The organism is Fibrobacter sp. UWH6 (assembly GCF_900142465.1).
Lineage (GTDB): Bacteria > Fibrobacterota > Fibrobacteria > Fibrobacterales > Fibrobacteraceae > Fibrobacter.
The window spans coordinates 13,954-36,219 of the sequence record NZ_FRAX01000014.1; the positions used below are offsets into that span (position 1 = coordinate 13,954).

A 22,266-nucleotide genomic window follows, 5' to 3' on the forward strand; every position below is an offset into this window, starting at 1 on the left:
ATTGGCTTATTTTTTAGGCCAATATTGCTTAAAATTGGCCTGTTATTTGAGCCAATTTTGCAACGCAATTGAAAATTATGTATATTGCAAGCTATGAAGAATGCAATTGCCGAAATTATGCGTGAATTTTACGAGGAAGGCCTTCCCGAAAAAATTCACCCCCGTGTTGTTGAATACTACGAAAAGGCGCGTAATGCGACCTCCATTATCGGCATGCGTCGTGTGGGCAAGACCTATGTGGCGTTTCATCGAATACAGGAATTGCTTAGCGATGGTATTCCATTAGAACGGATTGTTTATATCAACTTTGACGATGAGCGCTTGCGAGGTGTTTCGGCAAACGACTTGAAGCTCATTGGGGAAATTCATGCAGCCATGTACCCCGAGGCCGCAAAGGAAAAATGTTGGTATTTTCTGGATGAACTCCAGGATGTTGAAGGCTGGGAATTGTTTGCCCGTCGGTTGGTAGATTCCAATCGCGTTCAGCTTTGCCTGACTGGATCTTCTGCGAAACTTCTTTCATCAGAAGTTGCCACGCAGTTGCGAGGCCGTTCTCTCGATGTTGAGATTTTCCCGCTTTCTTTTTCGGAATTTCTGACTTTTAATGGTCTTGTAAAGACTGTACCGCAGGCACCGTTTTCTCCGAGAACGGCGGGCTTGCTGCGAAACGCCATGATCCGTTATCTTGAAGAAGGCGGCTTCCCCGATATTCAAGGCGAAGATTTGCGAATCCGCAACAAACTGCTTCAGGAATATGTGAATGCCGTAGTTTATCGCGATGTGATTGAACGCCATGAAATTTCAAGCACTCAGGCTTTGCGCTATACTTTGGATTACATCATCCACAACTACGCTCGCAAAATTTCTACACGAGCCATCTCCGGTGCGCTCCGTGCCGTAGGTGCTTCCGACAATCGCGAACGCATTTCTGAATACCTGCAATATTTTGTCAATGCATACTTGATTTATCCGGTTTCTATAAGGACTGATTCTCTGGCTGTTCGCCGCACGAATCCAGACAAGTTCTACATCGTCGATACCGGCCTTATCCGCGCCATGACCCCAAAGAATGATGCGGAACGAGGCTGGCTGCTTGAAAACCTGGTGTTTATGCACCTGCGTCGCGGCAACAATAAAATCGAGTATTACATCAGCAAATCTGGCGGCGAAGTTGACTTTTTGGTGACTGACCAAAATTCAAAATCACGGCAGCTAATCCAAGTCGCCTGGAACATGGAAAAATCCGAAACATCTGATCGCGAACTGTCGGCCTTGTGCCTTGCCCGCGATGAAATAAAAGTCAAGGACTGTTTTGTTGTCACTTGGGATTCTGAAGTTGTTCTGGATAACGGAATTAAAGTTGTTCCCGTTTGGAAATGGTGCTTGGGGTAAAGCTTTGATAAATGATTCCTGGCCCTTGCATTGTTAAAACAGTTTGTTTAAATTTATGCCATTCTCATCCGGCTTACGAGCCGGTCGTATAATTCTCTGCTTGCTGTTCGCGGCACAGTTTATTTAACTGCACAAAGCCGCAGGGTACCTGGATAAGCGCTATCTGGACACGTAACGTAGGGCACCAAAAGGAATCCTTAAAACTTTTGCATGTTCTGGTTTTGCCGCATTTGGCAAAGCCTTGTTTTACCACATAAAATTTAACGCGCTCTTTTTGGACGCAGAGGAAATAATGAATATTTCATTGTTACATGATCCCTTCTGTAGGGATGTTTTATCTGACGTATCTACATTTCTTGAATTTGTGGAATACTTGACTACTCGTGATGAAGAACTGAAGTCTGTTGTTGATTTACTGGACCGAGAATCGTTTGAACGAATTCCTGGCGACTATAGTGATACGAAAAGTCACGGCTATGCGGACTTAGCGTTTCTGGCCAAGGTAAAGAAGGAATGTCTGTCTAAAAAGAAGATTCCTGTCCAGGTTTGTGTGGGATTCTTGCTGGAACACAAGTCGTGGCCTGATGATGGTGTCGTAGATCAGTTGATTAGGTATCACTATCACTTGATGGTAGAAAAGCTGAAAAAGAATGCGGACAAAGGCATTCCCTCGGTGGCAATTATTTTGTACAACGGAACAGAATCTTGGAATCCTCTTGACGAAACATATTCTGATTATCCCAAGGCGTTGCAGAGTATTCTGCTTCCCTTCAAGTGTGTCTTTCTGGATGTTTCGACAGTTCCCGATGACAAGTGTCTGAATGATTTCAGTCCCCGGCTGGGGGCGTTCATTGGTGCTCTGAAATACGCACGTAATCCAGAGAACCATAGCGATTTCCTGGCGCAGATGGTAAAAAAGGTTAAAACGTCATTGACTGGAAACGAGGCCCTTGACTTACTTACGTCTATGGATGTATATTTTCGCTACTGGATTTCGGAAAACTTCAAGGAGGCATTCAACATGGATTTCGTAAGACCGCCATACAGGACGATTCATGACGCTGAAGTCGAAGAAGCCGTTGAAAAGGCTGTGGAAAAGACGGAAGACCGTGTTGCTGTCCAGACGGCACTCAAGATGCTGTCTGATAGTAAACCTATGGACGAAATTGTTCGTTATTCAGGCTTGTCCGAAGAACGAATCCGCTCGTTGCAGCAATCGAAATAATCAGTTTTAAGAACTGCAAACGGTTTCATTAAAAATCCCGAAGGTTCTGCGAGAATCTTCGGGAAATTTTTTACGCATACAGAACTTTCTGGAAATCCACAAAGATTCTGTTTAGAGTTTTTGCGTCCACGTTCATTTTGTTGCAAGCGTCTTTTACGGTTCCGTATTGGAGCTTGACGAGTTCTGGCAACTGTTTAAGAGCGAGCGAATCAACTCCGTTTTCCACATATTGCTTCAAAACAAATTCTACGAAAGATATTTGCTTATCTGTCAGTTCCTGAATAATGCTGTCGTGCATCAGCTGGACGCGTGCGACGCGTTCCATTGGCGTGCTTTGGTATGCGATATATTCAAGTACATCTAGCAAATCGCATTTTTCGTTGGCGGTAAGTGTCTGCACTTGGCGAAGGCGCTCTCTGCTGAAACCTCCGTCGGCGAGGCGTTGCAAAAGTTCTTCGCGAGTTTTCGGGTCGGACCATTTTGTGCGAAGGTCTTTTTCGTTCTTGAAAAAGCTTGGAATTTTACCGAAGAGAATTTTAATGAACTGCTCGATGGTAATGAGTTCGCCATCAAACATGAAGCGTTCTGTCCATTCGGTCGTCAGCTGGATTTTATGGCCTGGCGAAAGTTCAATAACCACCTTCTTCTTTTTCTGATCTTGTACTGGACAGGTGCAAGGCAAGTTACCGCATACTTTACAAGGCTTGGGCTTTACGGGAGGCTTGTTGCCGCCTCCGCGTTTTCCGCATGTGCAGGGAAAATTGCCGCACTTTTCGCAAATCGGGTCACCGTCCCAGTCGGGGTCGGTAAAGTTCTTGCTGGCACCGACAAAGTCATAGACGGTAAAGAAGTACTTTCCATCAAATAGACGGGTGCCGCGTCCAATAATTTGCTTGAATTCAATGATGTTGTTGACCGGGCGCATCAAAACGATGTTGCGAACATTCTTTGCGTCAACACCTGTAGAAAGTTTCTGCGACGTGGTGAGAATGGTGGGCAGCAATTTTTCATTATCCTGGAACGCCCTGAGATCCTTTTCGCCCTTGTCGCCGTCGTCGCTGGTGACGCGCTTGCAGTAATCGACATTTGGCTTTTTGGAATTTTGATTGATTAAGTCTCGCAGAATGGCGGCGTGAGCCTGAGTGGCGCCAAATACGATTGTCTTTTCGTCGGGATCGATTTGATCCAGAAATTCCTTGACGCGGTGTTCGTCGCGGGCGCGGATTTCAATGTTTCCCTGATAGAAATCATTTTCGTTGTAAATGCGGTTGGGGTCCACTTCGCCACTTTCCACATCGTCGTCTTCGTCATAGGCGTATGTGTCGATGTTTGATTTAGAAATGCGGACGCGGTATGGAGTAAGGAAACCATCTTCGATGCCCTGCTTCAAGGAATATTCATAGACGGGCTTTCCGAAGTATTTATAAGTGTTGGCGTTTTCCTTTCGCTTCGGTGTGGCGGTAAGGCCTAGATGGTAAGCTTTCTGAAAATATTCAAGAATGCCTCGCCAGCGGCTTTCGTCGTTGGCTGCACCACGGTGACATTCGTCGATAATCACTAGGTCAAAAAAGTCTTCGGGATAGGCTTTGAATAAGGCTTTTCCCTTATGCTCTGTCATGAAGGTCTGGAAGATGCTGAAGTAGATGCTGCGGCTTGTGGAAACATCGCCTTTTGCCTTGCGGATGTTTTCGGGAGTGATTCTGCACATGGCATCTTCGGGGAATTGTCCAAAATCGTTCAACGCCTGATTAGAAAGAATGTTTCTGTCGGAAAGAAACAGTATTCGAGGCTGGCGACTTGTGCCGCTAACATTCCAGCGGGCCTGAGTTAATTTCCAGCAGATTTGGAATGCGATATAGGTTTTGCCGGTTCCTGTTGCAAGAGTCAAGAGAACGCGGTCCTGCTTGCGGGAAAAGGCGTCCATTACGGCATTGACTGCGTTTTCCTGATAGTAGCGGGGTGACTTGCCGCCGTCGCGATTGAACGGAACTGCATTTAACTTGTCACGGAGAGGATTGTTGACGGGGAACTGTGTTGCCCATAGTTCATCGGGAGATGGGAATGCATTGACAAGACCTTCCTTGCCTGTTTTCATGTCGATGGCCCAGATCTTGTCCCCGTTGCAGGAATAGGTAAAGCGGATGCTCATGCGCTTGGCGTATTCCTTGGCCTGGGCCACGCCTTCGCTAACATCCACTTCGTCTTTTTTGGCTTCGACGATGGCGATTTTGATGCCCTTGTAAACCAGCAGATAGTCGATTTTCTTGGGATTGCGCTCGTGATTGGCGATGCGGCCCGGCGCGATTTCATAGGCGGACTGTTCCGTAAAGATTTCACTTTCCGGAATCACTTCCCAACCCGCTTCTTTCAGCTTCGGGTCAATCTTCTTTCGTCTGGTATCGGACTCGTTCATAATCTAGTAAGCAGTGGTTAGTGGCTAGTGTTCAGTAAATGAATTGATGCAAGAAGTTCTTTCCTATAGTGTCATTGCGAGGAGCGAAAGCGACGTGGCAATCTAGAGCATTCCTTCAAACGCTTGTTTGAGAAGAGCTTTCTTCAGTTCGTCGCAGTCGGCTAGGACTTGCTTGTAGTTTGATTCTAGTTGTTTGACTTTTTCGGAAAGGGTATCCAGTTTGGCTACAATTTGCTTTTGGACGGGAAGAGGTGGGAGAGGTAAATAAAATTGTTTTATGTCACCAACATTAACATGACCAACTCCACAACCTTTGTTCTTAGCTTTTGCTTGGTTATACACAATTGGCGAAATAATCATGTTTAGCATGAATTTAGGGCTAATTTTTGATTTGTCAGGCCTTAAAAGCATGGTTCTTTGACCAAGACTAAAAAAATGAGTATTGGGTAATAATACTGCGTCTCCAAAGGTTCCTTCACGTCCGTATACAATGTCGTTGTATTCAGGCTTCAAACGAGATATTCGTTTTAAATATTCAGATTCATCTAGATATTGCATTGATTCCCAGTAAATTCTGCCATTGCGTAATTCTGATGTTCTGATACAGGGATATTGCGTTTTTCGTTGAGCTTTTTTAGGTGTACTATGAGGACAATCAACAATATGTGTGCAACAATTCTCTAACGATTCTTCTACCCATCCCTGCTTGATTTTTTCATCGGTGATGGAGAGTTCGTTGGCAAGAGTTGTTTGGAAAAGGTCTTTGGCGTTTTGAAGGTTGGTTTCGACGGTGGTTTTGATGGTGTCAATTTTTTCAAAGGCGTCGTCTAAAACCTTGACAATCCGCTCCTGCTCATCCAGCGGCGGAATGGGAATTTCAAAATTTATGATATCGTTTCGGCTAATTGAATCAAAGACTGCTCCGGTTTTACTTGTCATATTTGATTCGTTATAAACGAGAAATAGATACAGATATTTTTTATCAATATGCTTTGCTCTAATAGCAGCGAGACCTCGTCCAATACACAGTTGTCGATCGGTGAAATTAACGGGACCAACGGGTGCTCTCACCGAAATGAGAATGTCTTCGGGGCTCGCGATTTTGGTAATCTCTGAAGTCCATACACCAGAAGACTCAATAATGGTCTTACCGAAGGATTTCTTTCCTTGGTGAAATTCCATTCCTTCTTCATTGTTATTGTAAGAAGAACCTTTTGGTGATTGACCTGCAATTACTTCGCAAACATCCCCAAGTTTCTTCCATTCCCATTCAACATTCTTCTTACTCATATAAACCTTTTTGTTCTAGATCCTTCGCTACGCTCAGGATGACACTCGCATTGCTAGATTCCCGGTCAAGCCGGGAATGACGATGGCAAACTACTTCACGCTTTTAACGAGTTCTTTCAGGAGTTGTTCACTTTCCTTGTTGAGGCGTTGCATTTCGTCGATAATTTCGGAAGGTTCGCGGAGCTCCACTTCGGTTTTGCGATTGGGATTCTTTACGGAAAGATCGTAGTTCTCATTCAAATCCGAGACCTTGATGGTCCAGGAATTTTCACTGTCGGTCTTTTTCTTTTGTAGCTGAACAAATTCAGCAAGGTCCTCTTCACTCAGGGGATTTGTCTTGCCCAGGTTTCTGCCGAAGTTGGGCTGGTAATACCAAATCTTGTCGGTGGGCTTGCCCTTTTCAAAGAACAGCACCACGGTCTTTACACCGGCGCCGGTAAACACGCCGCTGGGCAAATCCAGGATGGTGTGGAGGTTGCAATTTTCAAGGAGACTTTTACGCAAGGCAATGGATGCGTTATCCGTATTGCTCAGCACTGTGTTCTTGATGACAACGCCAGCCCTGCCGCCGGCTTTCAGCATCTTCATAAAGTGCTGCATAAACAGGTAGGCGGTTTCGCTGGTCTTGATTTCAAAGTTCTGCTGGACTTCGGCGCGTTCCTTGCCACCGAAGGGCGGGTTCGCCAGGATTACATTCTTGCGGTCTTTTTCTTCTACCGCGGCCATGTTCTCGGTTAGGGTGTTGGTGTGCAGAATGTTGGGCGCACTTACGCCATGGAGAATCATGTTCATGATGCCGATGATGTAGGCCAGCCCTTTCTTTTCCTTGCCGTAGTAGGTTCTGGTCTGCAAGGTTTCCTTTTGGGAAACGTTCTTCACCTTTTCCTTCATGTAGGCGTATGCTTCGCAAAGGAACCCTGCGCTTCCGCAGGCGGCGTCGTAAACTGTTTCGCCAATTTTGGGGTCCACCACTTTCACGATGGTTCGAATTAGGGGGCGGGGCGTGTAATACTCGCCGCCGTTTCGGCCTGCGTTACCCATACGGTGAATCTTGTCTTCGTATAGGTGGCTCATTTCGTGCTTTTCTTCGCTACTCTGGAAGCTGAGCTTGTCGGCATACCAGAGAATTTCACGGAGGTTGTAGCCGCTGGTAATCTTGTTTTTCAGTTCCCCGAAAATTTCACCGATCTTGTATTCCAAGGATGCCGCGGTGGAAGCCTTTTCCTTGAACTTCTTCAGGTGGGGGAAAAGTTTTTCGTTCACGAAATCAATAAGGTCGTCGCCGGTCATGGCCTTGTTGTGGTCCGGTTCGCCCTTGGAAGTTTTGGGTGCCGCCCAGGTTTCCCAGCGGAATTTCTTTTCGATGATCCGTTCGTAATCTTCGCCACGGAGAGCCGCTTCGTCTTCCCGTTCGCTTTCCAGGTTGTCCAGGTACTTGAGGAAAAGGATCCAGGAAGTCTGTTCCACGTAATCCAATTCGTTGCTGCAGCCACCCTCTTTCCAAAGGATGTCGTCGATATTCTTGAAAACCTGTTCGAACATGTGGGCTCCTCTTTTGAGGTTAGCCCTGTGCAGGTGATTTTTGTGCCACGCCCTTTGCAAAAAGCAAATAAAAAAGCGTGGGCTCGAATGCACCTATTTAGTCAGAGGCTCGGCAAAGCCATACCACAATAAGCACAAACGACCCACGCCCATTTCTGGACGTGAGTGTCCGCCTTATCCTTTGTGGTTTTGAAATTTTGCCGATTTCTGACTAACGGATAAGAGCTAACTCTACGTTAAATTTTGCGTCCTTCGTCACTTGCGCAGCGGAGAACTATGTCAAGGAGAATATAATTAAAAAGCAAAAGAAAAAGGTTGGCAGCTCAAAGCAGCCAACCATAAAGTCGTTACTTATTCAAGATAATTGAACGCAATCCTCCCCGTCAATCCTAGCCATCCACAAATCCCGCCTCCGCCATGCATTTTTGTGCGAAGCAATTGGCTTCTTCTTCCTTTTCGGGATGGTGGTGGGTAATATCGACATTTTGCAGACAGATTCCTTTTTTGCCGTGGTATAGAACGTGGGCGAGTTCATGGAAGAACGTGTGCCACATGGCTTCGCGGCTCTTGAAGCGGTCGTGTAGCTGAATTGTGGGGACGTCCTTGTACCAGCGGTACATTCCATGGACGGGTGCTGTCTTGAAGTTCTGTACAAAAAGAATGCGAATTCCGATTTTGCGGCAAAGCTCTGCAAGCCCGGTCATGCAATCGTCAACTACGTCGGCTTCGGGAGTGTTGTAGGTAATGTCCTTTGCGCTTTCGGGAAGGGCTTTGTTTGCCGCTGCAAAATCAATAATTTCGGGAAGATGCTGCTTTAGTTTCTTGCGAACAGCCTTGTGGTCTTGCGGTTCCATGGGGTCTTCGTCAGAAAGGATTTCTCCCCGGCGAATCCACATGGACATGGCGTAAGGGTCTTTCACCTCTGCCAGGGAAATCCTGAAGGCGACTTTTAGACGTGCGTCCTTGTAATAGCGGTCCCAGGCCTGCGGGGTTCCCACTGCAAAAAACTTTAGTAGCGTGTGGACTTCGTTGGCGGTGGTTTCGGTTTTGGATTTGCCCTCGGGAGCTTTTTCGATCCAGTTTCTCGCGCATGCTTCTGCCGGGAAGGATTTTTTCCAAAGGGGCTGGTTTCCGAGGCTTGCCTTGACTTTTTCGCGAATGAGGTATTCGTCGTAACTGACTTGTCGACGAAGCCAATAGCTGGAGGGAATGTTGGTCACCATTTCCAAGAGAAATGCGACTTCGGAGACGATGCGGACGTTCCCTTGTAAAATGTCGTTCACCGCCTTGGGCGTGTAGCCCATGCGAGCGGCCAGGTCGTTTGCGTCCATTCCCATTTCTTGAATTTTTTCTGCTAGATCGCGTCCTGGAGGGAAAATTACAGCAAGTTCGCCACAATGATATACGTTCATATAAAATCCTACTTATGGTAATCAACAATTTCCATGATTGAGACCGTTTGCTCTACAATTAAACCGACGATATTTCCTTCGTTGTTGATTAATGGTTTGAAAATAAGCCTATAAGGGTGGTCCAAATCGCAAGCCCATTGCCCTGCGCGATTTCCTGTCAGTTCGTGAAAACGGCCGGGCATATTCTTTAATTCTCCCAAATCGCAAGCTTGTTTAAGAGTTTCAAGTCTAGCCCAGTAAACGTTCGCTCGACGCTGGCCTAGTTTTTTTACCGCGAATGATTTGTCGCCGGCGCATGTTGCCAACTCTTTAGTGGCGTAGACGATTTGCATTTCATATCCTCATGTTCTCCTTTTTTTTGATTAACCTAAAATATAAATTAAAATTCTAGTTTAAGTGTTTGGTTTATTAAAAATTCTTTAATTGGGTGTGCTGTCCGCAATTTTCGTCTGCAAAAGAAGAACTTATTTACGTCACGGTTTCTTCTAGAACCATTTTTTTTACTATATTACACCCCAACGTCGCAAGGCGTACCGGAGCTTTAGCTCAGTTGGTTAGAGCAGCGGACTCATAACCCGCCGGTCCTCGGTTCAAGCCCGAGAGGCTCCACTAAAAAAGACAGGTCGTATGGCCTGTCTTTTTTTTATGTAAAGGGAGGGGCTTTCCCCTCCCTCTAGACTCCTTTCCCTTTTGCTCGGGAAACAAACTTCTGCTTTACGTTTAAGAATTTGTTCTTTATGCCTTGGGCTGCAGTCCAAGTTCGCCAAGGATCAGCAGGTACTTGGAGATGGTTCTGCACCATTCGTAGTGGAATCCGCTGTAGGCGTTCACGACGCACTTGTCCCAGTCGGCGGTCTCGGTCTTGTAGACGTTCTCGGCGTCCTTGACGCAGCGCAGCATCTGGTGGGGTGCGTTGGCGTCGTCAACCAGGAAGGCGTTGGCTTCGCCTGCAGTCTCGAGGCTGTAGGTGGTCAGCATGGTAGAAACGCCTACGGTGCGTCCGGTCAGGGGGAGTGTTCCCGCGGCCATGGCTTTCAAGATGATCGAAGAAGAGGGTTCTCTCAGGTTGGCGGCGAACAGGACGTCGGAACCGGCCAGCGTGTCGCGGAGCCTTGTGGCGTCACCCATGAATTTATCCAAATCCAGCAGGTACATGACGTCGGGGTACTGCGTGGCGAATTCCTTGTAGTAGTTCCAGTCGGCGTTGTTCCTGGACGAAGTTCCGACGATAAGGAATACGTCGAGGTGTGCCACGTCCGAAAGGATGGTGGCCAAGGTCTCGGAAGTGTTGCCCGCTTCGGAATCCAGGTGGACGTAGATAACCATCTTGTCTTTAAAGACGATGCCCAACTGCTGCTGCAGGTTGGCCCTGGCTCTGCGCTTTGCTTCCTTGATGGGGAGGCAGTCCTGGTCGTTGAAATCCCATACCTGGTAGCTTACACCGAACTGCACGCCAATCAGCTTGTCGGCGTTGCGGTTCAGGAATCCGCTAAGACCGCCGGGCAGGTTGGTGTTCAGCATGGCGTCGCGGTAACCCGGCGAGGGGAACAATACCTTGGTGGCATACAGGATGCCGGCCTTCAACAGGCTCACCTTGCCCCAGAACTCGTAGCCGTCCATGTTGTAGTCTTCGCGGGGGAGGCCGATCTTCTCGATTTCGCTGGAGGATACGTGGAAGTCGTAGGTGATGTTATGGATGTTGAAGAAGAAGGGGATGTCGGCGGCGTAGCTGGTGTACAGAGTCCTTGCCAGGGTGCCGGCAAGGGCGCCGCCCCATTCGTGACCCATGATGGCCTGGCAGGCGAAGTTGGAGGCTTCGGCGTAGGCTAGCGCTGCGGAGGCCAAAAAGGCGAAACGCAGGTGGTTGTCGGTGTAGGGGCGCTCGTCGGGAGGGCCGTACACGTGGGGTCTGTCAAAAAATTCCTGGTTGTATATGTAGGTGTGGAGGGGGTCCTTTTCGGATACCCAGATCTCGTAGGGCTTGTTCTGAAGTTTTTCGGTTCCTGTAAAGATGCACTTGTAGGAATCTACATCGACCATCAGCTCCTTGTAGAACGGGGAGCAGGTCAAAACCTTGGCACCGGCACATGCGAATGCGTCTGTCATGCGGTTGACTGCGGTTGCCAGGGGGCTCGTGCGCCTCCAATTGCCTGCTTCCGGGCTTACGACAAGAATGTTCATGCCTAAGAGATTACTCCTAATAAAATTTTACTTATACCCAAAGGTTGGTATAAATTTATTTAATTATTTTTAAGAAGTATACGCCCAAATTCAAATTTTTGGTGCAAAAGCTTATAAAACACTTACAAAGCCCTATTGGCTGAAGGAAAACAAAATGAAGAAGATCTTTCTTGCCTCTCTGGCTGCTGCCGTCGCCTTTACGATGGTCGGTTGCAAGGGAACCAACGAAAAGCGTGGTGACGAACACCTTAAGGAAGGCCGTTATCGTAACGCCATCAACTCCTACCTGGAAGCAAAGAAGAAGGGTAGCGTGTCTGACGAATTCTACGATAACTTCACTCTCGCTCTGGTCCGTGCTGCAGAAATCGAAGCCAAGAAGGATCTTAACAGCGATTTGATCAGCGGCTACTTTGACAAGGCTGGCGTCAACATGCCCGAAGTCAAGAACGCCGAAGTTGTTGAAGAATACGTCACCAAGATGGCTACTGTCGGTAAGCAGCAGGCTACTCAGGACGGTGTGGACTTCAACACCATCATCAACGCTTTTGCACGTATCGATACCGCCCTGGTCTATGCAAAGTCCAAGGGTGTCGGCGAAGGTTCTGTAAAGACCCTCCGTAACGAAGCAGAAAACGCCGTCGTTGCCAAGGCTCTCCCCGAAATCAAGGATGAATCTGATCCGGTGGTTTCTGAATTCGGCCTGCTCCGCCTCGAATACGTCGCACCCGAAAATGCAGAGGTCAAGGCAGCTCTTAACAAGAACCGCAAGACCACTCGTGGCTACTTCCTGATCTTCGGTGAAAACATCGCCGACGCTGCTGGCAAGCGCTTTGTTGACAAGTGGGGCTACGTCATGGCTCTGCCCACCATCAAGATGGCTCCGGGCTCTCTCAACGGCGAGCTCCAGTTCTGGGCCTCTACCGGTAACAACACCGAACTGGATCCCGAAAAGATCAAGGTCGTTTCTACCGACGGTAAGGAAGCAATTGCTAAGGTCAGCGGTGGCTGGTGCGAAGCTGAAGTCCTCGTTGGCAAGAAGGGCGACGAAAAGATCGAAAAGAAGAAGCAGCCCATCAAGAAGGGCACTAAGGGTAAGTTGATGAACGAATTCCTGTGCTCCGTGAACGTCTCCTTCACCTATGCTAAGGACTTCGTTCCTGACTACGTCGAATACAAGGACGAATTCGGTATCGGCCGCAAGTACCTCGGTCAGTAATAGTCCAAGACTGATTTAGTCTGAAGCAGATTTAAAATCAACAGGAGCCTCGGTGAAAACCGGGGCTCTTTGCTTTTGTGGCGGGCATTTGCGTTCGCCTTGTTTGCGGGGCGCTTGATGGTTCGCCTTATTTTTGGCGGGGTTCTCGGATCTTTGCCAGGAGCCACAGCAGTAGGCATGCGGCAATGGGGGCGGCTATGTTCCATGGTTCGTGGTAACGGATGCTGCCGGGGGTGGCAAGCCAGATGTAGACCAGGACGATGTGTGCCGTAAAGACGTCTAGACTGTGGCGCCCGATGACGTTGGTAACCTTGAAGTCCAGTGCGCTGGGGAAGCGGCGGACAATCCAGCTGACCAGGGAGACGAACACCATGAAGTTGACGAATCGTAACGGCCCGATTGCGGCCTTGCTTATCCAGAACTTGGAGGGCTGCTGCAGGGGGATGTATTCGTGCCTCCAGAGGAACAGGAAGACAAGGATAATGAATAATAGCGGGATAAGGCGGTCAAATTTTTTGAAGAATGTAGGGGTAAAGACCTGGGAACGTTTCCAGCAGGCGGCAATGGCCGCCCCCGTCACATAAAGGAACTGCCAGCAAAGCGGGTCGAAAAAGCCGTGGTTTATCCATCTGGGGAACAGGCTGTTGAGGGTGTCCCGCAGGCCGTACTGCCCCGCAATCCAGAGGGCGACGCTTGCGCACCAGATGGCGAGAATGTTCCCTCGGATCATCTGGGGGAACAGCGCAGAACCGATTAGCAGAAAGACCACGTAAAGGGGCAGGACGTCAAGGTAATCCGGCGTGTTCACCATGGGTATGGACCACAGGCTAACTAGCACCGGGTGTTCCGGGAAGTTGCTGAAGTATTCGCGGATCGGGGTCAGGATGGTGCAGGCGGCAATGGCGACCGCTGCCAGCGTAATGCTGTGGTACTTCCAGATCTTGAATGCGCGGGAGCGCATCCAGGTTTGCTTTGGATCCTTGGCAGACTTGCTGAAGGCTGCCAAGGCGCCTACAAAACCCGATAAGAAAAAAAAGCCTTCGGCTGCACTGAAGAAGCCGAAGCACTGATATAGGTAATGAGAAATGGGCTTTCCGAAGTGATCCAGGGTCATCTGCAGCAGCAGGATGCCACGGATTGAATCCAGAGCCTTGATTCGCATAGGGAGCGAAGCTAGCTGAACTTAGAAGTTTGCCTTGCCGCTGAAGCCCAGGGAGAACTTGGAATCTCCGAAGGGACCGCTCTTGGTGCCAAAGTTGTAGCCGTACCAGAATACCAGTTCGGTCTTCATGGTGGGATACAGGTAATGGTTCATGCCCAGGAAGTGGAAGCTGTCGCCGCTGGTTTCGGTGTCAGGGTCATGGAGTTCGTAGCTGAAGCCCATGGTGTACTTCTTGTGGAGGTTAAAGCTGGGTTCGATTGCGAAGAGCTTCTGGTCGTCGGTGGACAGCTGGGGAGCGGTTTCGTATTCGCTATTGGTAATGGCGTAGAAGTAGGTCATGGCCAGGTTGAATACGCCGTAGTTCATGCTGGGTTCCAGCAAGAAGGAGTGTACGCCCTTGCCCTTGTACGGGTGGAGACCCCAGACGGCGTAGATGCCGTAGTTGAACTTGTCGTAGCTCTTGGAGTAGTCCACTTCGGTGCCCAGGGAGTAGGTGTTGGGGCGGCCGATGTTTTCGCCGAATACCCAGTCAAGGCTGGGGGTAAGGATCAAGTGTTCGTCGGGGTGGTTCAGCATGGGGAATGCATAGGTGACGAACAAGTCCATGGTATGGTCGGTGTTGTCGGAGGCGCCGAAGTAGAATGCGCCGTGGCCGTACTTGTCGTTGCCGAATTCAGCACCGAAACCGCGGAGGCTTTCTTCGCGGATGATTACGGCGTAGCGGGAGGCATCGCGCCAGAAGTAGTAGTTGAATGCACCTGCGCTGTAGGTCATGTCGCCAAAGACCAGGCTTACGTCGTGGCTAACGTCCCAGCGGAGCTGTACGCCGTCGAATTCGAAGGAATTGTGGCGGCCTTCTTCGCCCATGGCGGTTGCGCGGGCCTTGCCGTGGCGGACTTCAGAGTCTTCTTCGGTGGCGCCGAGGGTGCTGTGGGTGGTTCCGCTAACGACGACAGACACGTTTTCATCGAGATTTGCCTTTACGGAAAGGTCAATATCCTGGTTGCCGGCGTTGACCGGGTCAAAATCCTCGTCAAAATAGCTGGCGTAGTCAAAATTCACGTCGCCGTGGACTTCGATGTCGGCGGCAGTTGCAAATGCGGCGGTCATTGCGACCATGGGCAAAATCATTTTGCGCATACAGTGATTCCAATACTGGGTGTTAAATTTTCACGCCTAAAGATAGCAATATCCAATGTCGTAGACCAACATAAAAACAATTTGAAATACAAATTATGGGGGGTATTTTTGTAAATTTTGATAACTATGATAAGAAAATGTTCCTTTAGACCCCAATTCCTGGTGGCTATTCTTTTGGTGTTGGCCCAGGTGACTTTTGCCCTGACTGCAAGTCAGGCCATGGAAAAATCCAAGGCCTGGTTCAAGTCCGGTAAGGCCTGGAGCCTGGATTTTAAACTGCAGGTGTTTTATGCGGATTCGCCGGATATCGCATCGCAGATGGGTAGCCTCAAGGTGGCCGAAGGCGATAAGTTTGTTCTTGATATCGCCGGCATCAAGTTCTATAGCGACGGTGTCGACATGTGGCAATACAATGTGGAGCAGAAGCAGGTCCTGATCAAGGCCGTGGAGGATCTTTCCAGTCAGCTGCACCCTTCCGAGCTTCTATTTAAATACCTGAACTGCAACGCCAAGGAAATGACCGAAGGCAATTTCGGTGGCCAGAAGTTGTGGGTACTGAAACTGGACCCTTCGAAGTATGCGGGGCAATTCACCCAGATGGAAGTGTGGCTGTCTCAAAAGGATTTTTCTCCGGTGCGCCTGTTTACCATGGACCCTTCTGGAAACGGTTCCTGGTATAACATCGTTAACCTGAAGGTCATGAAGAAAGTTTCCGACAGCGATTTTAGATACAAGGCCATTCCCGGTGTCGATGAAATCGATATGAGATAGCAGAAAAGGGACGTTATATTATGAAATGGACTGAAGGTATTTTAAGGTTAAAAGGCTTGGTGGCTGCAGGCCTGGTGCTTGCCGGTTCCGCCCTGGCCGCCGAAACTCTTTTCAGTAACTACACGCTGAATGTCAACGCTTCGGCCGAAACGGGTAAGCTGTGGGTGTTTTCCCGTGGCGATATTTATAGCGGTGTTACCCTTCTGACTTTGAATGTGGCTGGCGACGGAACGGTTCGCCTGGCTGAATCTTCTCAGGGGCAGATGGATGATTCCCTGACCGCAGTCCACGACAGCATTTTCTGGGACGATATGGCTGAACGTCGTCGCACCCCTTCTATTCTTGCTGGTAAGTTGGGCTATGTCCTCCCGATGGTGGGAATGAATGACGATGAATCCTACCTGCAGCCCAGGGGATTCTTCTCGGTTCGCGGTGTAGATGAAATTTACGGGACGCCCCTTGCGGTTCCCGAAAAGTTAGAGGATACCGATTCTTCGGCCATGTCTTATGCCTCCAGCGGATTTGCCTACGATTCTTCTGCCAAGGCGATGTGGATTGCCCGCGGTTCCGCCGGCCTCGCCCTTTACGATGTTTCTGGAAACAGCGCGAAGAAGAGTTTTTATGCCTTGAATCTCGAAACGAAAACTCTTGATTCTGCCAAGTCCAGCTATTCCTTTAACAGCAAGAAGAACCCCGACATTTTTGCGGTGGCTCTGCACCCCGAAACAGGTGACCTGTGGATGGCTACTTCCAAGGGGCTGTGGAAACGTTCTTCTGACGGATCTGTGAAGAAGGCCTCTTCTGCCCTGGATTCTTCCCGCGTGACGGGTGTCTGGATTGGCGGGGAACCTCTGCAGATTATCGCAGAAACTTCTTACAGAAAGAGCGGCTCCATTAAGGGTGGGCTGTGGCGCCTGAAAAAGGATGCCAAGGATTTTGCGAAGGTGGCCTTCTTGGATACGGCAGGAAAGACCGTAAAGAAGGAAGTGTATGATGAAGGCGATTATACCGTAAGCGGGATCGCATTCCTTGGAAAGACTGCTTTTATCGCTGTGGGTGCCTCTGCGACTTCTGTGAGCGGCTACTTCAAGCTGGATTCTGCTGGTGTCCGCGCCTGGGAACAGGATGATGACGGCAGGAACACCTGGCTTTACGGCTATGGAACCGGAGCCACGGACCGCGACGCCATTATCACTTCTATTTGTGCATTCCCCCTGACAAAGAACAGCACAGGCCTGGCTCTGTCCACCTACGGAAACGGCGTTTCTGTTTCGGCTGATTCCGGCAAGACCTGGAACACCATCTTGAATCGTGCCAAGCTGGGCGACAACCTGGGTTCTGTCCGCATGGTGCCCTCGGTGATTACCGCTGGCGATCAGGCCCTGGTGTCTTACAAGGTTAGCCAGGATTCCAAGATTACCATTGACGTGTTCAGCTACGACATGCGCAAGGTTCGCACTATCGTAAAGGATGCCCCCCGCAATGCCGACAATTCCCGCAGCACCAACCCCAAGGTGGATTTCTGGGATGGTTACGACAAGGCTGGGCGCCCCTGCACCATGGGTGTCTACTATGTACGCGTAAAGGACAACCACGATAACGTGGGCTGGGGCAAGGTCATGACTTTGGGAGGGCGCAAGTAATGAGAAGAGAAAACGCTTCGCTGCAGACGAGAGATGAAAGAATGCACTCTTGGTTGCTGGTCCTCTTGTTGTGTGTCTTTTGCGCAATGCCTGCTTTTGCGGGCAAGAAGGCTACACTTGGAAGTTTTGACGGTTTTGTAGAACGTATGGGTGCCGGTACCCGCGAACTGGGCCGTGGTAATACAGGTTCTGCCGATACGGCTTCTATGCCTGCGGCTTACTGGAATCCGGCCATCCTGGGTTTCCGTGAGAATTTCAATTACAACTTGAATGCCGAAAAGCGCGACCTGGATCGTGCCGGTGGTTCTCTGGGCCTCGAAACGAAAATCGGCAAGCGTATGGGTGTGGGTTTTGCCATGCTTTATCGCGGTGACCTGAACTTCGACGTGATTAACGAAGATGATGAAACCGTTGGAACCGCTTCGCCCTATTTTACCATGATGTACTTGGGTCTTGCCTACCGTGCCACCCGCCGAGATGCCTTCGGTCTTTCTCTTTCCATGAGCTATGACAACATGGGAATTTCTGAATATTTCGAAGGCGTTGAACTGGTGGATGATTACCGCAGCCCCATGACCTTGAACTTGAGCTGGTTGCGTCAGTGGAATGAGAAGTGGTCGACTTCCGTAGTGATCCGCAACTTGAGCTTTAGCGAAAATCTTTCTGCCAAGTGGTCCAAGAACACCAGCACCGATAACTCTGTGGCCAGTTCCGATGGCGTTCGCCCCAAGGTGCTGCAGATTGGTGTGGGGTACCGTTCCCACATCATGGGCAAGCCGGTGTATGCCTGGATGGAAGCCATTGACTATCAGGTGGCGGATACCTTGCTGGCTTTTGACCCGGATCTTCATGTGTGGACTGGCCGCGTGGGCTTTGAATGCGAAATCATTCCCGATGGTACTTTGCGCCTGGGTATGGATGACCTGGACTGGACTGTTGGCGCGGGCTACAAGTTCCGCATCCGCATTGGCAAGAAGAAGTACCTCTTCGACGTGAACTACGCCTTGATCTATGAATCCGAGGCGGACCTCTGGACTCCTCTTAGCTTTGGCCTGAGGGGCTTCATTCCGTGATTGATTTTGTATCCGTTAACTGTATGCGGAGCTTGTCCGGGTTCGAGCAGAAGCTTGGATCCGGCATTACTGTCGTTTACGGACCTAACGGATGCGGCAAGACTACGATCCTCGAGGCGATCCACCTGCTGGCCCAAGGATTCTCCTTTAGGGCGAAGGACCTGAAGGAAGCGATTTCCTGGAAGTGCGACGAAATGATCCTGCGGGGGCATTTTGAAGATAATGGCATGGAAAGGAATCGGGGAATCCGCGTGCATAGGCGGGGTGCCGAAGTCCGTGAAAATGGCGAAAGCCTGAAATCCGCTGCGGCACTTTTTGGAAGTTGCCCGGCGGTGATTATGCAGCCTTCCGACATTGAACTTTTGCGCGGGGCGCCTGATGTGCGTCGCCATTGGCTCGATGAAATTCTGTGCTACCGGTCGGCGGCCAATGGGGCGGTGCTTCGCCGCTACAAGCGTGTCCTGCAACAGCGCAACCAGTGGCTTAAACAGTATAAGAAGGCCGCTCAGGACCGAAGGAATGGATTGTCTGCTGCGGAAGTGGTGGGCGGCGAGGATCTGTTCAAAATTCTGACGGAGCAACTTATAGATTTGGGGGCAAAACTCTGGTCGGCTCGTCTAACCTTGACCGAAGAAATGTCTCCGATTATTACGGGCTATTACCGCAAGCTTTCGGGTGGCGTCGACGAAATTACCTGCGCCTACAAGAGTTCCATTCTCAAGGAATTGGATGCATTGGATGGTGCCGAGTTTTTGGACGGCGAAGAACTTGATGAAGTATCTCCTGCGGAACCGCAAGACGAAATAGTGTCCGAGGAATCCTTGCGGGAGGCTTTTGCCCGCAAGCTGGCAGGCCTTGAATATGTCGAGAAACTGCAGGGGATGACTATGGCCGGCCCTCATCGCGATGACCTGGCGGTTTGCATTGGCGGTTACGAAATGCGTTCTGTAGGAAGTCAGGGGCAGTGCCGTTCTGCGGCTCTTGCCATGCGGTTCGCCGCTGTGGATGTGGCTTCCCGCTATCTGAGCAAGCCCATACTTTTGCTGGACGATATCTTTGCGGAACTGGACGTAAATCGTCGAAACGCCGTGGCGGACTTGATCCGCGAAAAGGAATGCCAGGTGGTGATCGCCACTCCGCAAAAAGAAGACTTGCCTTTTACGGCTGATGCGGAAGTCCAACTGAGTTTATAGCGGAACTTCCTATAACGAAAAAAGACTGTGGTTTGAACCACAGTCTTTTTCATAGTTAGCGCTTGTGAATCGCGGACCAAAATCAAATTGATTGTTGGACTATTACTTCTTGAGAAGGTCGCGGATTTCGGTGAGCAGCTTTTCTTCTGCAGACGGTTCAGGAGGAGCCGGCGGTGCAGGAGGTTCGGCGGGCTTTTCTTCAGCCTTGCGCATGTTCTGCATGAAGCCCAGGAACTTCTTCATGACGAGGAAGACCACGATGGCCACGATGAGGAAGTCGACGATGCCGCCGATGAAGTTACCGTAGGGGATAGCGACGCCAGCTTCGGTAGTGTAGGTGAGGGACTTGAGGCCTTCGCCTGCGTCCTTGGCACCACCCATGGCGATGAGAGCGGTAACGCCCGGCATCACGATGTCGTTAACGAAAGAAGTGACGATCTTACCGAATGCACCACCGATGATCACACCGATAGCCATGTCGACGATGTTGCCCTTGAATGCGAAGGCCTTGAATTCTTCGATCAGGGATGTTGCTTTTCCTTTGATACCCATGTGGGGCTCCTTTTATGTTAAGATTATCTTAAAAATAGTTTAAACCTTGGGGTTTTCAAGTGGGATTTCTACATTGTGTGCGTTATGTCATGGTTGATTTTGGCCCTCGCCTCGGCCATTTTTTTAGGATTTTACGACCTGGCCAAGAAAAAGTCGGTCCAGGGGAATGCTGTACGGCCCGTGCTCTTCATGTGCAGCGCATTTTATGCCTTGCTCATGCTTCCGGTTCTTTTTACGGGAAATTGTCAGAGTCTTCCCTGGCAGAGTCATCTTTTTTTGGCGGGTAAGGCCATGATTGTGGGCGGAAGCTGGATTCTGACTTACAACGCCCTGGCCCATTTGCCTCTTTCTATTGCAACGACGATTCGCGCGCTGGCGCCTGTCTTTACCATCTTCCTGGCGGTGACCTTGATGGGGGAACGCCCCTTTGCCATGCAGTGGGCCGGTGTGGCGGTGTGCCTTTGCAGCTATGTGGCGCTGAGCCTGGCTGGCCGAAAGGAAATGGGACATTTCTTTAGCAACGGCTGGGTGATCTGCATGGTCCTGGGCACAATGCTTGCGGCTTGCAGTGGCGCCTACGACAAGTTTATCTTGCAGCGTATGGATTTCGAGCCGACGACGGTGCAGGTGTGGTTCAGCATCTACATGCTTCTGTGGCAATTTGCAGTTTGCGCCATTACCTGGTTCCCCAAGCGCAAGACCACCACGCCTTTCAAGTTCCGCTGGACATTCCTTCTGGTGGCGGTTCTGTTGACGGTAGCTGACCGCTGTTATTTCTTGGCGGTGAGCAACCCCGATGCCTTGATTTCGTTGATTACGGTGTTCCGCCGTTCCAGCGTGCTTATTGGTTTCGTGGCGGGTCTCGTGCTGTTCAAGGAACGCAAGAGTCCGCTGAAGTGGGCCGCCCTCTTCGGCATCATCACGGGTCTTTGCATGATTGCCTTGGGCAAGTAGCCCTTGATTTTTAGCGGTAATTATGATCGGTATAACAGGTCAGATTGGTGCAGGAAAATCCTTCGTAGGACACAAGCTCCGCGAACGTAAAATCCGTGTAATCGATGCAGACCTGGCCGTGCATCAGCTGTACCGCGACCATGGTGAATTGCGCTCAGCCATCGCCAACGAATTCGGCCCGGAATCGCTGACGGAATCCGGCGTGAACCGCAATTTTTTTGCCGACCTGATTTTTAGGGATGCGGGCGCCCGACTCCGCCTAGAAAATCTGGTCTATCCGGTTTTGACTTCCTACCTCATCAAGGAAAATCCCGACTTTGTGGAGGCCGCCCTTTTCGAGAATGTCCCTGAGCTGGTGGAACATCTGTCTGAAATCTGGGTGGTCATGGCCTCGCCAGAAGTGCGTCTCCAGCGCCTTACCAAGAACCGCAATATGAACGAGGCCGATGCCTTGCGCCGCATGGAACTGCAGAAGGACAAGGATTCCGAAGAGGCCTGGCGCAAATTATTCCCGAACAAGCCTCTGCGGTTTATCGACAACTCCTCGGTTGACATACTTCCTAATCTGTTTTAGATTAGGGGCATGAATCACTACATCCACGAGTTTGCAGGCTTTCTCAGATTCCACATGGATTCTATTTCGGTGGGTATCATCGCCACGCTTCTAATGATTTATGGCGCATCCATCAATGGCTACTTCAAGAAGATTACCAGGAGCGTGCCCTTTGTGGGCCGTTTCGCCTTGTTCGTGATCCTGTGTTCTGCTGGTTATGCTTTCATCAGTTCACAGGCGGTTAAACTTTTCAAGATGTTCCTGATGAACCAGGCCGACTTGCCCTTGATCGGAATCATCGCAGGGAGTTTTGTGGTGCTGGCCATTATGGCTTACCGCGGTAAGGATGTTTGATTTTTAAGACTTCGTTCAAAGGAGATTGTATGAGCGAAAAAAAGATGGATAACGTAAGGGCCATAATGGCCCTGAATGATATGAAGGTGTACGCCAATTCAAGGGCACTAGATGCCTTGAACTACGCAATTGCCGTCCTTGAAAAGCTGGAAGAATCTGGCATCAAGCAACCCCTCGCCAGTTTAGAAAAGGAACCTTAA

Annotated in this window: 20 protein-coding genes and 1 tRNA gene; 12 read left to right on the forward strand and 9 right to left on the reverse strand. The window is 49.8% G+C overall.

The window, feature by feature from the left end; translation table 11 throughout:
• Nucleotides 1-93: 93 nt before the first annotated feature.
• Both BUB73_RS11755 and BUB73_RS11760 read left to right on the forward strand, forming a co-directional pair.
• Nucleotides 94-1,392 carry an ATP-binding protein gene (locus tag BUB73_RS11755; protein ID WP_073286098.1) on the forward strand — a complete coding sequence of 433 codons (1,299 nt, stop codon included), beginning with the start codon at nt 94-96 and terminating at the stop codon, nt 1,390-1,392.
• A 292-nt stretch (nt 1,393-1,684) separates the two neighbouring features.
• The gene (locus BUB73_RS11760) at nt 1,685-2,617 is read left to right on the forward strand and encodes an Rpn family recombination-promoting nuclease/putative transposase (RefSeq protein ID WP_073286101.1); all 933 of its coding nucleotides are present in this window, start codon (nt 1,685-1,687) and stop codon (nt 2,615-2,617) included.
• 70 nt (nt 2,618-2,687) lie between these two features.
• Here BUB73_RS11760 and hsdR read toward each other — a convergent pair whose 3' ends face one another.
• The 5 genes from hsdR to BUB73_RS11785 form a co-directional block, all read right to left on the reverse strand.
• On the reverse strand, nt 2,688-5,030 hold the full coding sequence (gene hsdR, locus BUB73_RS11765) for an EcoAI/FtnUII family type I restriction enzme subunit R (RefSeq protein ID WP_073286103.1): 2,343 nt from the start codon (nt 5,028-5,030) through the stop codon (nt 2,688-2,690).
• 102 nt (nt 5,031-5,132) lie between these two features.
• Nucleotides 5,133-6,320, reverse strand: coding sequence for a restriction endonuclease subunit S (locus BUB73_RS11770; protein ID WP_073286106.1), 1,188 nt, complete (start codon nt 6,318-6,320; stop codon nt 5,133-5,135).
• Between the two features lie 90 nt (nt 6,321-6,410).
• Nucleotides 6,411-7,862 (reverse strand): class I SAM-dependent DNA methyltransferase, encoded by a 1,452-nt coding sequence (locus tag BUB73_RS11775; RefSeq protein ID WP_073286109.1) that lies wholly within the window; start codon nt 7,860-7,862, stop codon nt 6,411-6,413.
• Nucleotides 7,863-8,251: 389 nt separating this feature from the next.
• Nucleotides 8,252-9,274: an XRE family transcriptional regulator gene (locus BUB73_RS11780; RefSeq protein ID WP_073286112.1), complete on the reverse strand. Its 1,023-nt coding sequence runs from the start codon at nt 9,272-9,274 to the stop codon at nt 8,252-8,254.
• 8 nt (nt 9,275-9,282) lie between these two features.
• A complete protein-coding gene (locus BUB73_RS11785) occupies nt 9,283-9,606 on the reverse strand; it encodes a type II toxin-antitoxin system RelE/ParE family toxin (RefSeq protein ID WP_073159521.1) in 324 nt (107 codons plus the stop codon).
• Nucleotides 9,607-9,809: 203 nt separating this feature from the next.
• Here BUB73_RS11785 and BUB73_RS11790 point away from each other — a divergent pair.
• Nucleotides 9,810-9,883 (forward strand) — tRNA-Ile (locus tag BUB73_RS11790).
• Between the two features lie 126 nt (nt 9,884-10,009).
• Here BUB73_RS11790 and BUB73_RS11795 read toward each other — a convergent pair.
• Nucleotides 10,010-11,455: a glycogen synthase gene (locus tag BUB73_RS11795; RefSeq protein ID WP_073286114.1), complete on the reverse strand. Its 1,446-nt coding sequence runs from the start codon at nt 11,453-11,455 to the stop codon at nt 10,010-10,012.
• 154 nt (nt 11,456-11,609) lie between these two features.
• Between BUB73_RS11795 and BUB73_RS11800 the strand changes: the two genes are divergently transcribed.
• Entirely contained in the window at nt 11,610-12,671 is a 1,062-nt protein-coding gene (locus BUB73_RS11800; protein ID WP_073159525.1) for a hypothetical protein, read from the forward strand.
• Between the two features lie 127 nt (nt 12,672-12,798).
• Here BUB73_RS11800 and opgC read toward each other — a convergent pair whose 3' ends face one another.
• Both opgC and BUB73_RS11810 read right to left on the reverse strand, forming a co-directional pair.
• Nucleotides 12,799-13,833: an OpgC domain-containing protein gene (gene opgC / locus BUB73_RS11805; RefSeq protein WP_073286117.1), complete on the reverse strand. Its 1,035-nt coding sequence runs from the start codon at nt 13,831-13,833 to the stop codon at nt 12,799-12,801.
• A gap of 21 nt (nt 13,834-13,854) precedes the next feature.
• Nucleotides 13,855-14,973 (reverse strand): hypothetical protein, encoded by a 1,119-nt coding sequence (locus BUB73_RS11810; RefSeq protein ID WP_073159529.1) that lies wholly within the window; start codon nt 14,971-14,973, stop codon nt 13,855-13,857.
• A 126-nt stretch (nt 14,974-15,099) separates the two neighbouring features.
• Between BUB73_RS11810 and BUB73_RS11815 the strand changes: the two genes are divergently transcribed.
• The 4 genes from BUB73_RS11815 (at nt 15,100) to BUB73_RS11830 (ending at nt 19,653) form a co-directional block, all read left to right on the forward strand.
• Entirely contained in the window at nt 15,100-15,744 is a 645-nt protein-coding gene (locus BUB73_RS11815; RefSeq protein WP_073159531.1) for a LolA family protein, read from the forward strand.
• Nucleotides 15,745-15,764: 20 nt separating this feature from the next.
• Complete coding sequence (locus BUB73_RS11820; protein WP_073237332.1) at nt 15,765-17,387, forward strand: hypothetical protein; 1,623 nt, start codon at nt 15,765-15,767, stop codon at nt 17,385-17,387.
• 86 nt (nt 17,388-17,473) lie between these two features.
• Nucleotides 17,474-18,460, forward strand: coding sequence for a PorV/PorQ family protein (locus tag BUB73_RS11825; protein WP_175547658.1), 987 nt, complete (start codon nt 17,474-17,476; stop codon nt 18,458-18,460).
• The gene (locus BUB73_RS11830) at nt 18,457-19,653 is read left to right on the forward strand and encodes a DNA replication/repair protein RecF (protein WP_073159535.1); all 1,197 of its coding nucleotides are present in this window, start codon (nt 18,457-18,459) and stop codon (nt 19,651-19,653) included. The genes BUB73_RS11825 and BUB73_RS11830 overlap by 4 nt, the downstream gene beginning before the upstream one ends.
• A gap of 102 nt (nt 19,654-19,755) precedes the next feature.
• Here BUB73_RS11830 and mscL read toward each other — a convergent pair whose 3' ends face one another.
• The gene (gene mscL / locus BUB73_RS11835) at nt 19,756-20,205 is read right to left on the reverse strand and encodes a large conductance mechanosensitive channel protein MscL (protein ID WP_073286119.1); all 450 of its coding nucleotides are present in this window, start codon (nt 20,203-20,205) and stop codon (nt 19,756-19,758) included.
• An 84-nt stretch (nt 20,206-20,289) separates the two neighbouring features.
• Here mscL and BUB73_RS11840 point away from each other — a divergent pair, with 84 nt between their 5' ends.
• Genes BUB73_RS11840 through BUB73_RS17355 form a run of 4 tightly spaced genes read left to right on the forward strand, consistent with a single transcriptional unit; the run spans nt 20,290 to nt 22,266 of the window.
• Complete coding sequence (locus BUB73_RS11840; RefSeq protein ID WP_073237337.1) at nt 20,290-21,159, forward strand: DMT family transporter; 870 nt, start codon at nt 20,290-20,292, stop codon at nt 21,157-21,159.
• Between the two features lie 22 nt (nt 21,160-21,181).
• Nucleotides 21,182-21,733, forward strand: coding sequence for a dephospho-CoA kinase (gene coaE, locus BUB73_RS11845; RefSeq protein ID WP_073286122.1), 552 nt, complete (start codon nt 21,182-21,184; stop codon nt 21,731-21,733).
• 9 nt (nt 21,734-21,742) lie between these two features.
• Nucleotides 21,743-22,066, forward strand: coding sequence for a DUF3392 family protein (locus BUB73_RS11850; RefSeq protein ID WP_073159543.1), 324 nt, complete (start codon nt 21,743-21,745; stop codon nt 22,064-22,066).
• 29 nt (nt 22,067-22,095) lie between these two features.
• A complete protein-coding gene (locus BUB73_RS17355) occupies nt 22,096-22,266 on the forward strand; it encodes a hypothetical protein (protein ID WP_158236688.1) in 171 nt (56 codons plus the stop codon).

Excerpts from the sequence above, each read along its gene's own strand:
- BUB73_RS11755 (WP_073286098.1), top strand. The coding sequence starts at position 94 with ATGAAGAATGCAATTGCCGAAATTATGCGTGAATTTTACGAGGAAGGC.
- BUB73_RS11760 (WP_073286101.1), top strand. The coding sequence starts at position 1,685 with ATGAATATTTCATTGTTACATGATCCCTTCTGTAGGGATGTTTTATCT.
- hsdR (WP_073286103.1), bottom strand. The coding sequence starts at position 5,030 with ATGAACGAGTCCGATACCAGACGAAAGAAGATTGACCCGAAGCTGAAA.
- BUB73_RS11770 (WP_073286106.1), bottom strand. The coding sequence starts at position 6,320 with ATGAGTAAGAAGAATGTTGAATGGGAATGGAAGAAACTTGGGGATGTT.
- BUB73_RS11775 (WP_073286109.1), bottom strand. The coding sequence starts at position 7,862 with ATGTTCGAACAGGTTTTCAAGAATATCGACGACATCCTTTGGAAAGAG.
- BUB73_RS11780 (WP_073286112.1), bottom strand. The coding sequence starts at position 9,274 with ATGAACGTATATCATTGTGGCGAACTTGCTGTAATTTTCCCTCCAGGA.
- BUB73_RS11785 (WP_073159521.1), bottom strand. The coding sequence starts at position 9,606 with ATGCAAATCGTCTACGCCACTAAAGAGTTGGCAACATGCGCCGGCGAC.
- BUB73_RS11795 (WP_073286114.1), bottom strand. The coding sequence starts at position 11,455 with ATGAACATTCTTGTCGTAAGCCCGGAAGCAGGCAATTGGAGGCGCACG.
- BUB73_RS11800 (WP_073159525.1), top strand. The coding sequence starts at position 11,610 with ATGAAGAAGATCTTTCTTGCCTCTCTGGCTGCTGCCGTCGCCTTTACG.
- opgC (WP_073286117.1), bottom strand. The coding sequence starts at position 13,833 with ATGCGAATCAAGGCTCTGGATTCAATCCGTGGCATCCTGCTGCTGCAG.
- BUB73_RS11810 (WP_073159529.1), bottom strand. The coding sequence starts at position 14,973 with ATGCGCAAAATGATTTTGCCCATGGTCGCAATGACCGCCGCATTTGCA.
- BUB73_RS11815 (WP_073159531.1), top strand. The coding sequence starts at position 15,100 with ATGATAAGAAAATGTTCCTTTAGACCCCAATTCCTGGTGGCTATTCTT.
- BUB73_RS11820 (WP_073237332.1), top strand. The coding sequence starts at position 15,765 with ATGAAATGGACTGAAGGTATTTTAAGGTTAAAAGGCTTGGTGGCTGCA.
- BUB73_RS11825 (WP_175547658.1), top strand. The coding sequence starts at position 17,474 with ATGCCTGCTTTTGCGGGCAAGAAGGCTACACTTGGAAGTTTTGACGGT.
- mscL (WP_073286119.1), bottom strand. The coding sequence starts at position 20,205 with ATGGGTATCAAAGGAAAAGCAACATCCCTGATCGAAGAATTCAAGGCC.
- BUB73_RS11840 (WP_073237337.1), top strand. The coding sequence starts at position 20,290 with ATGTCATGGTTGATTTTGGCCCTCGCCTCGGCCATTTTTTTAGGATTT.
- coaE (WP_073286122.1), top strand. The coding sequence starts at position 21,182 with ATGATCGGTATAACAGGTCAGATTGGTGCAGGAAAATCCTTCGTAGGA.
- BUB73_RS11850 (WP_073159543.1), top strand. The coding sequence starts at position 21,743 with ATGAATCACTACATCCACGAGTTTGCAGGCTTTCTCAGATTCCACATG.
- BUB73_RS17355 (WP_158236688.1), top strand. The coding sequence starts at position 22,096 with ATGAGCGAAAAAAAGATGGATAACGTAAGGGCCATAATGGCCCTGAAT.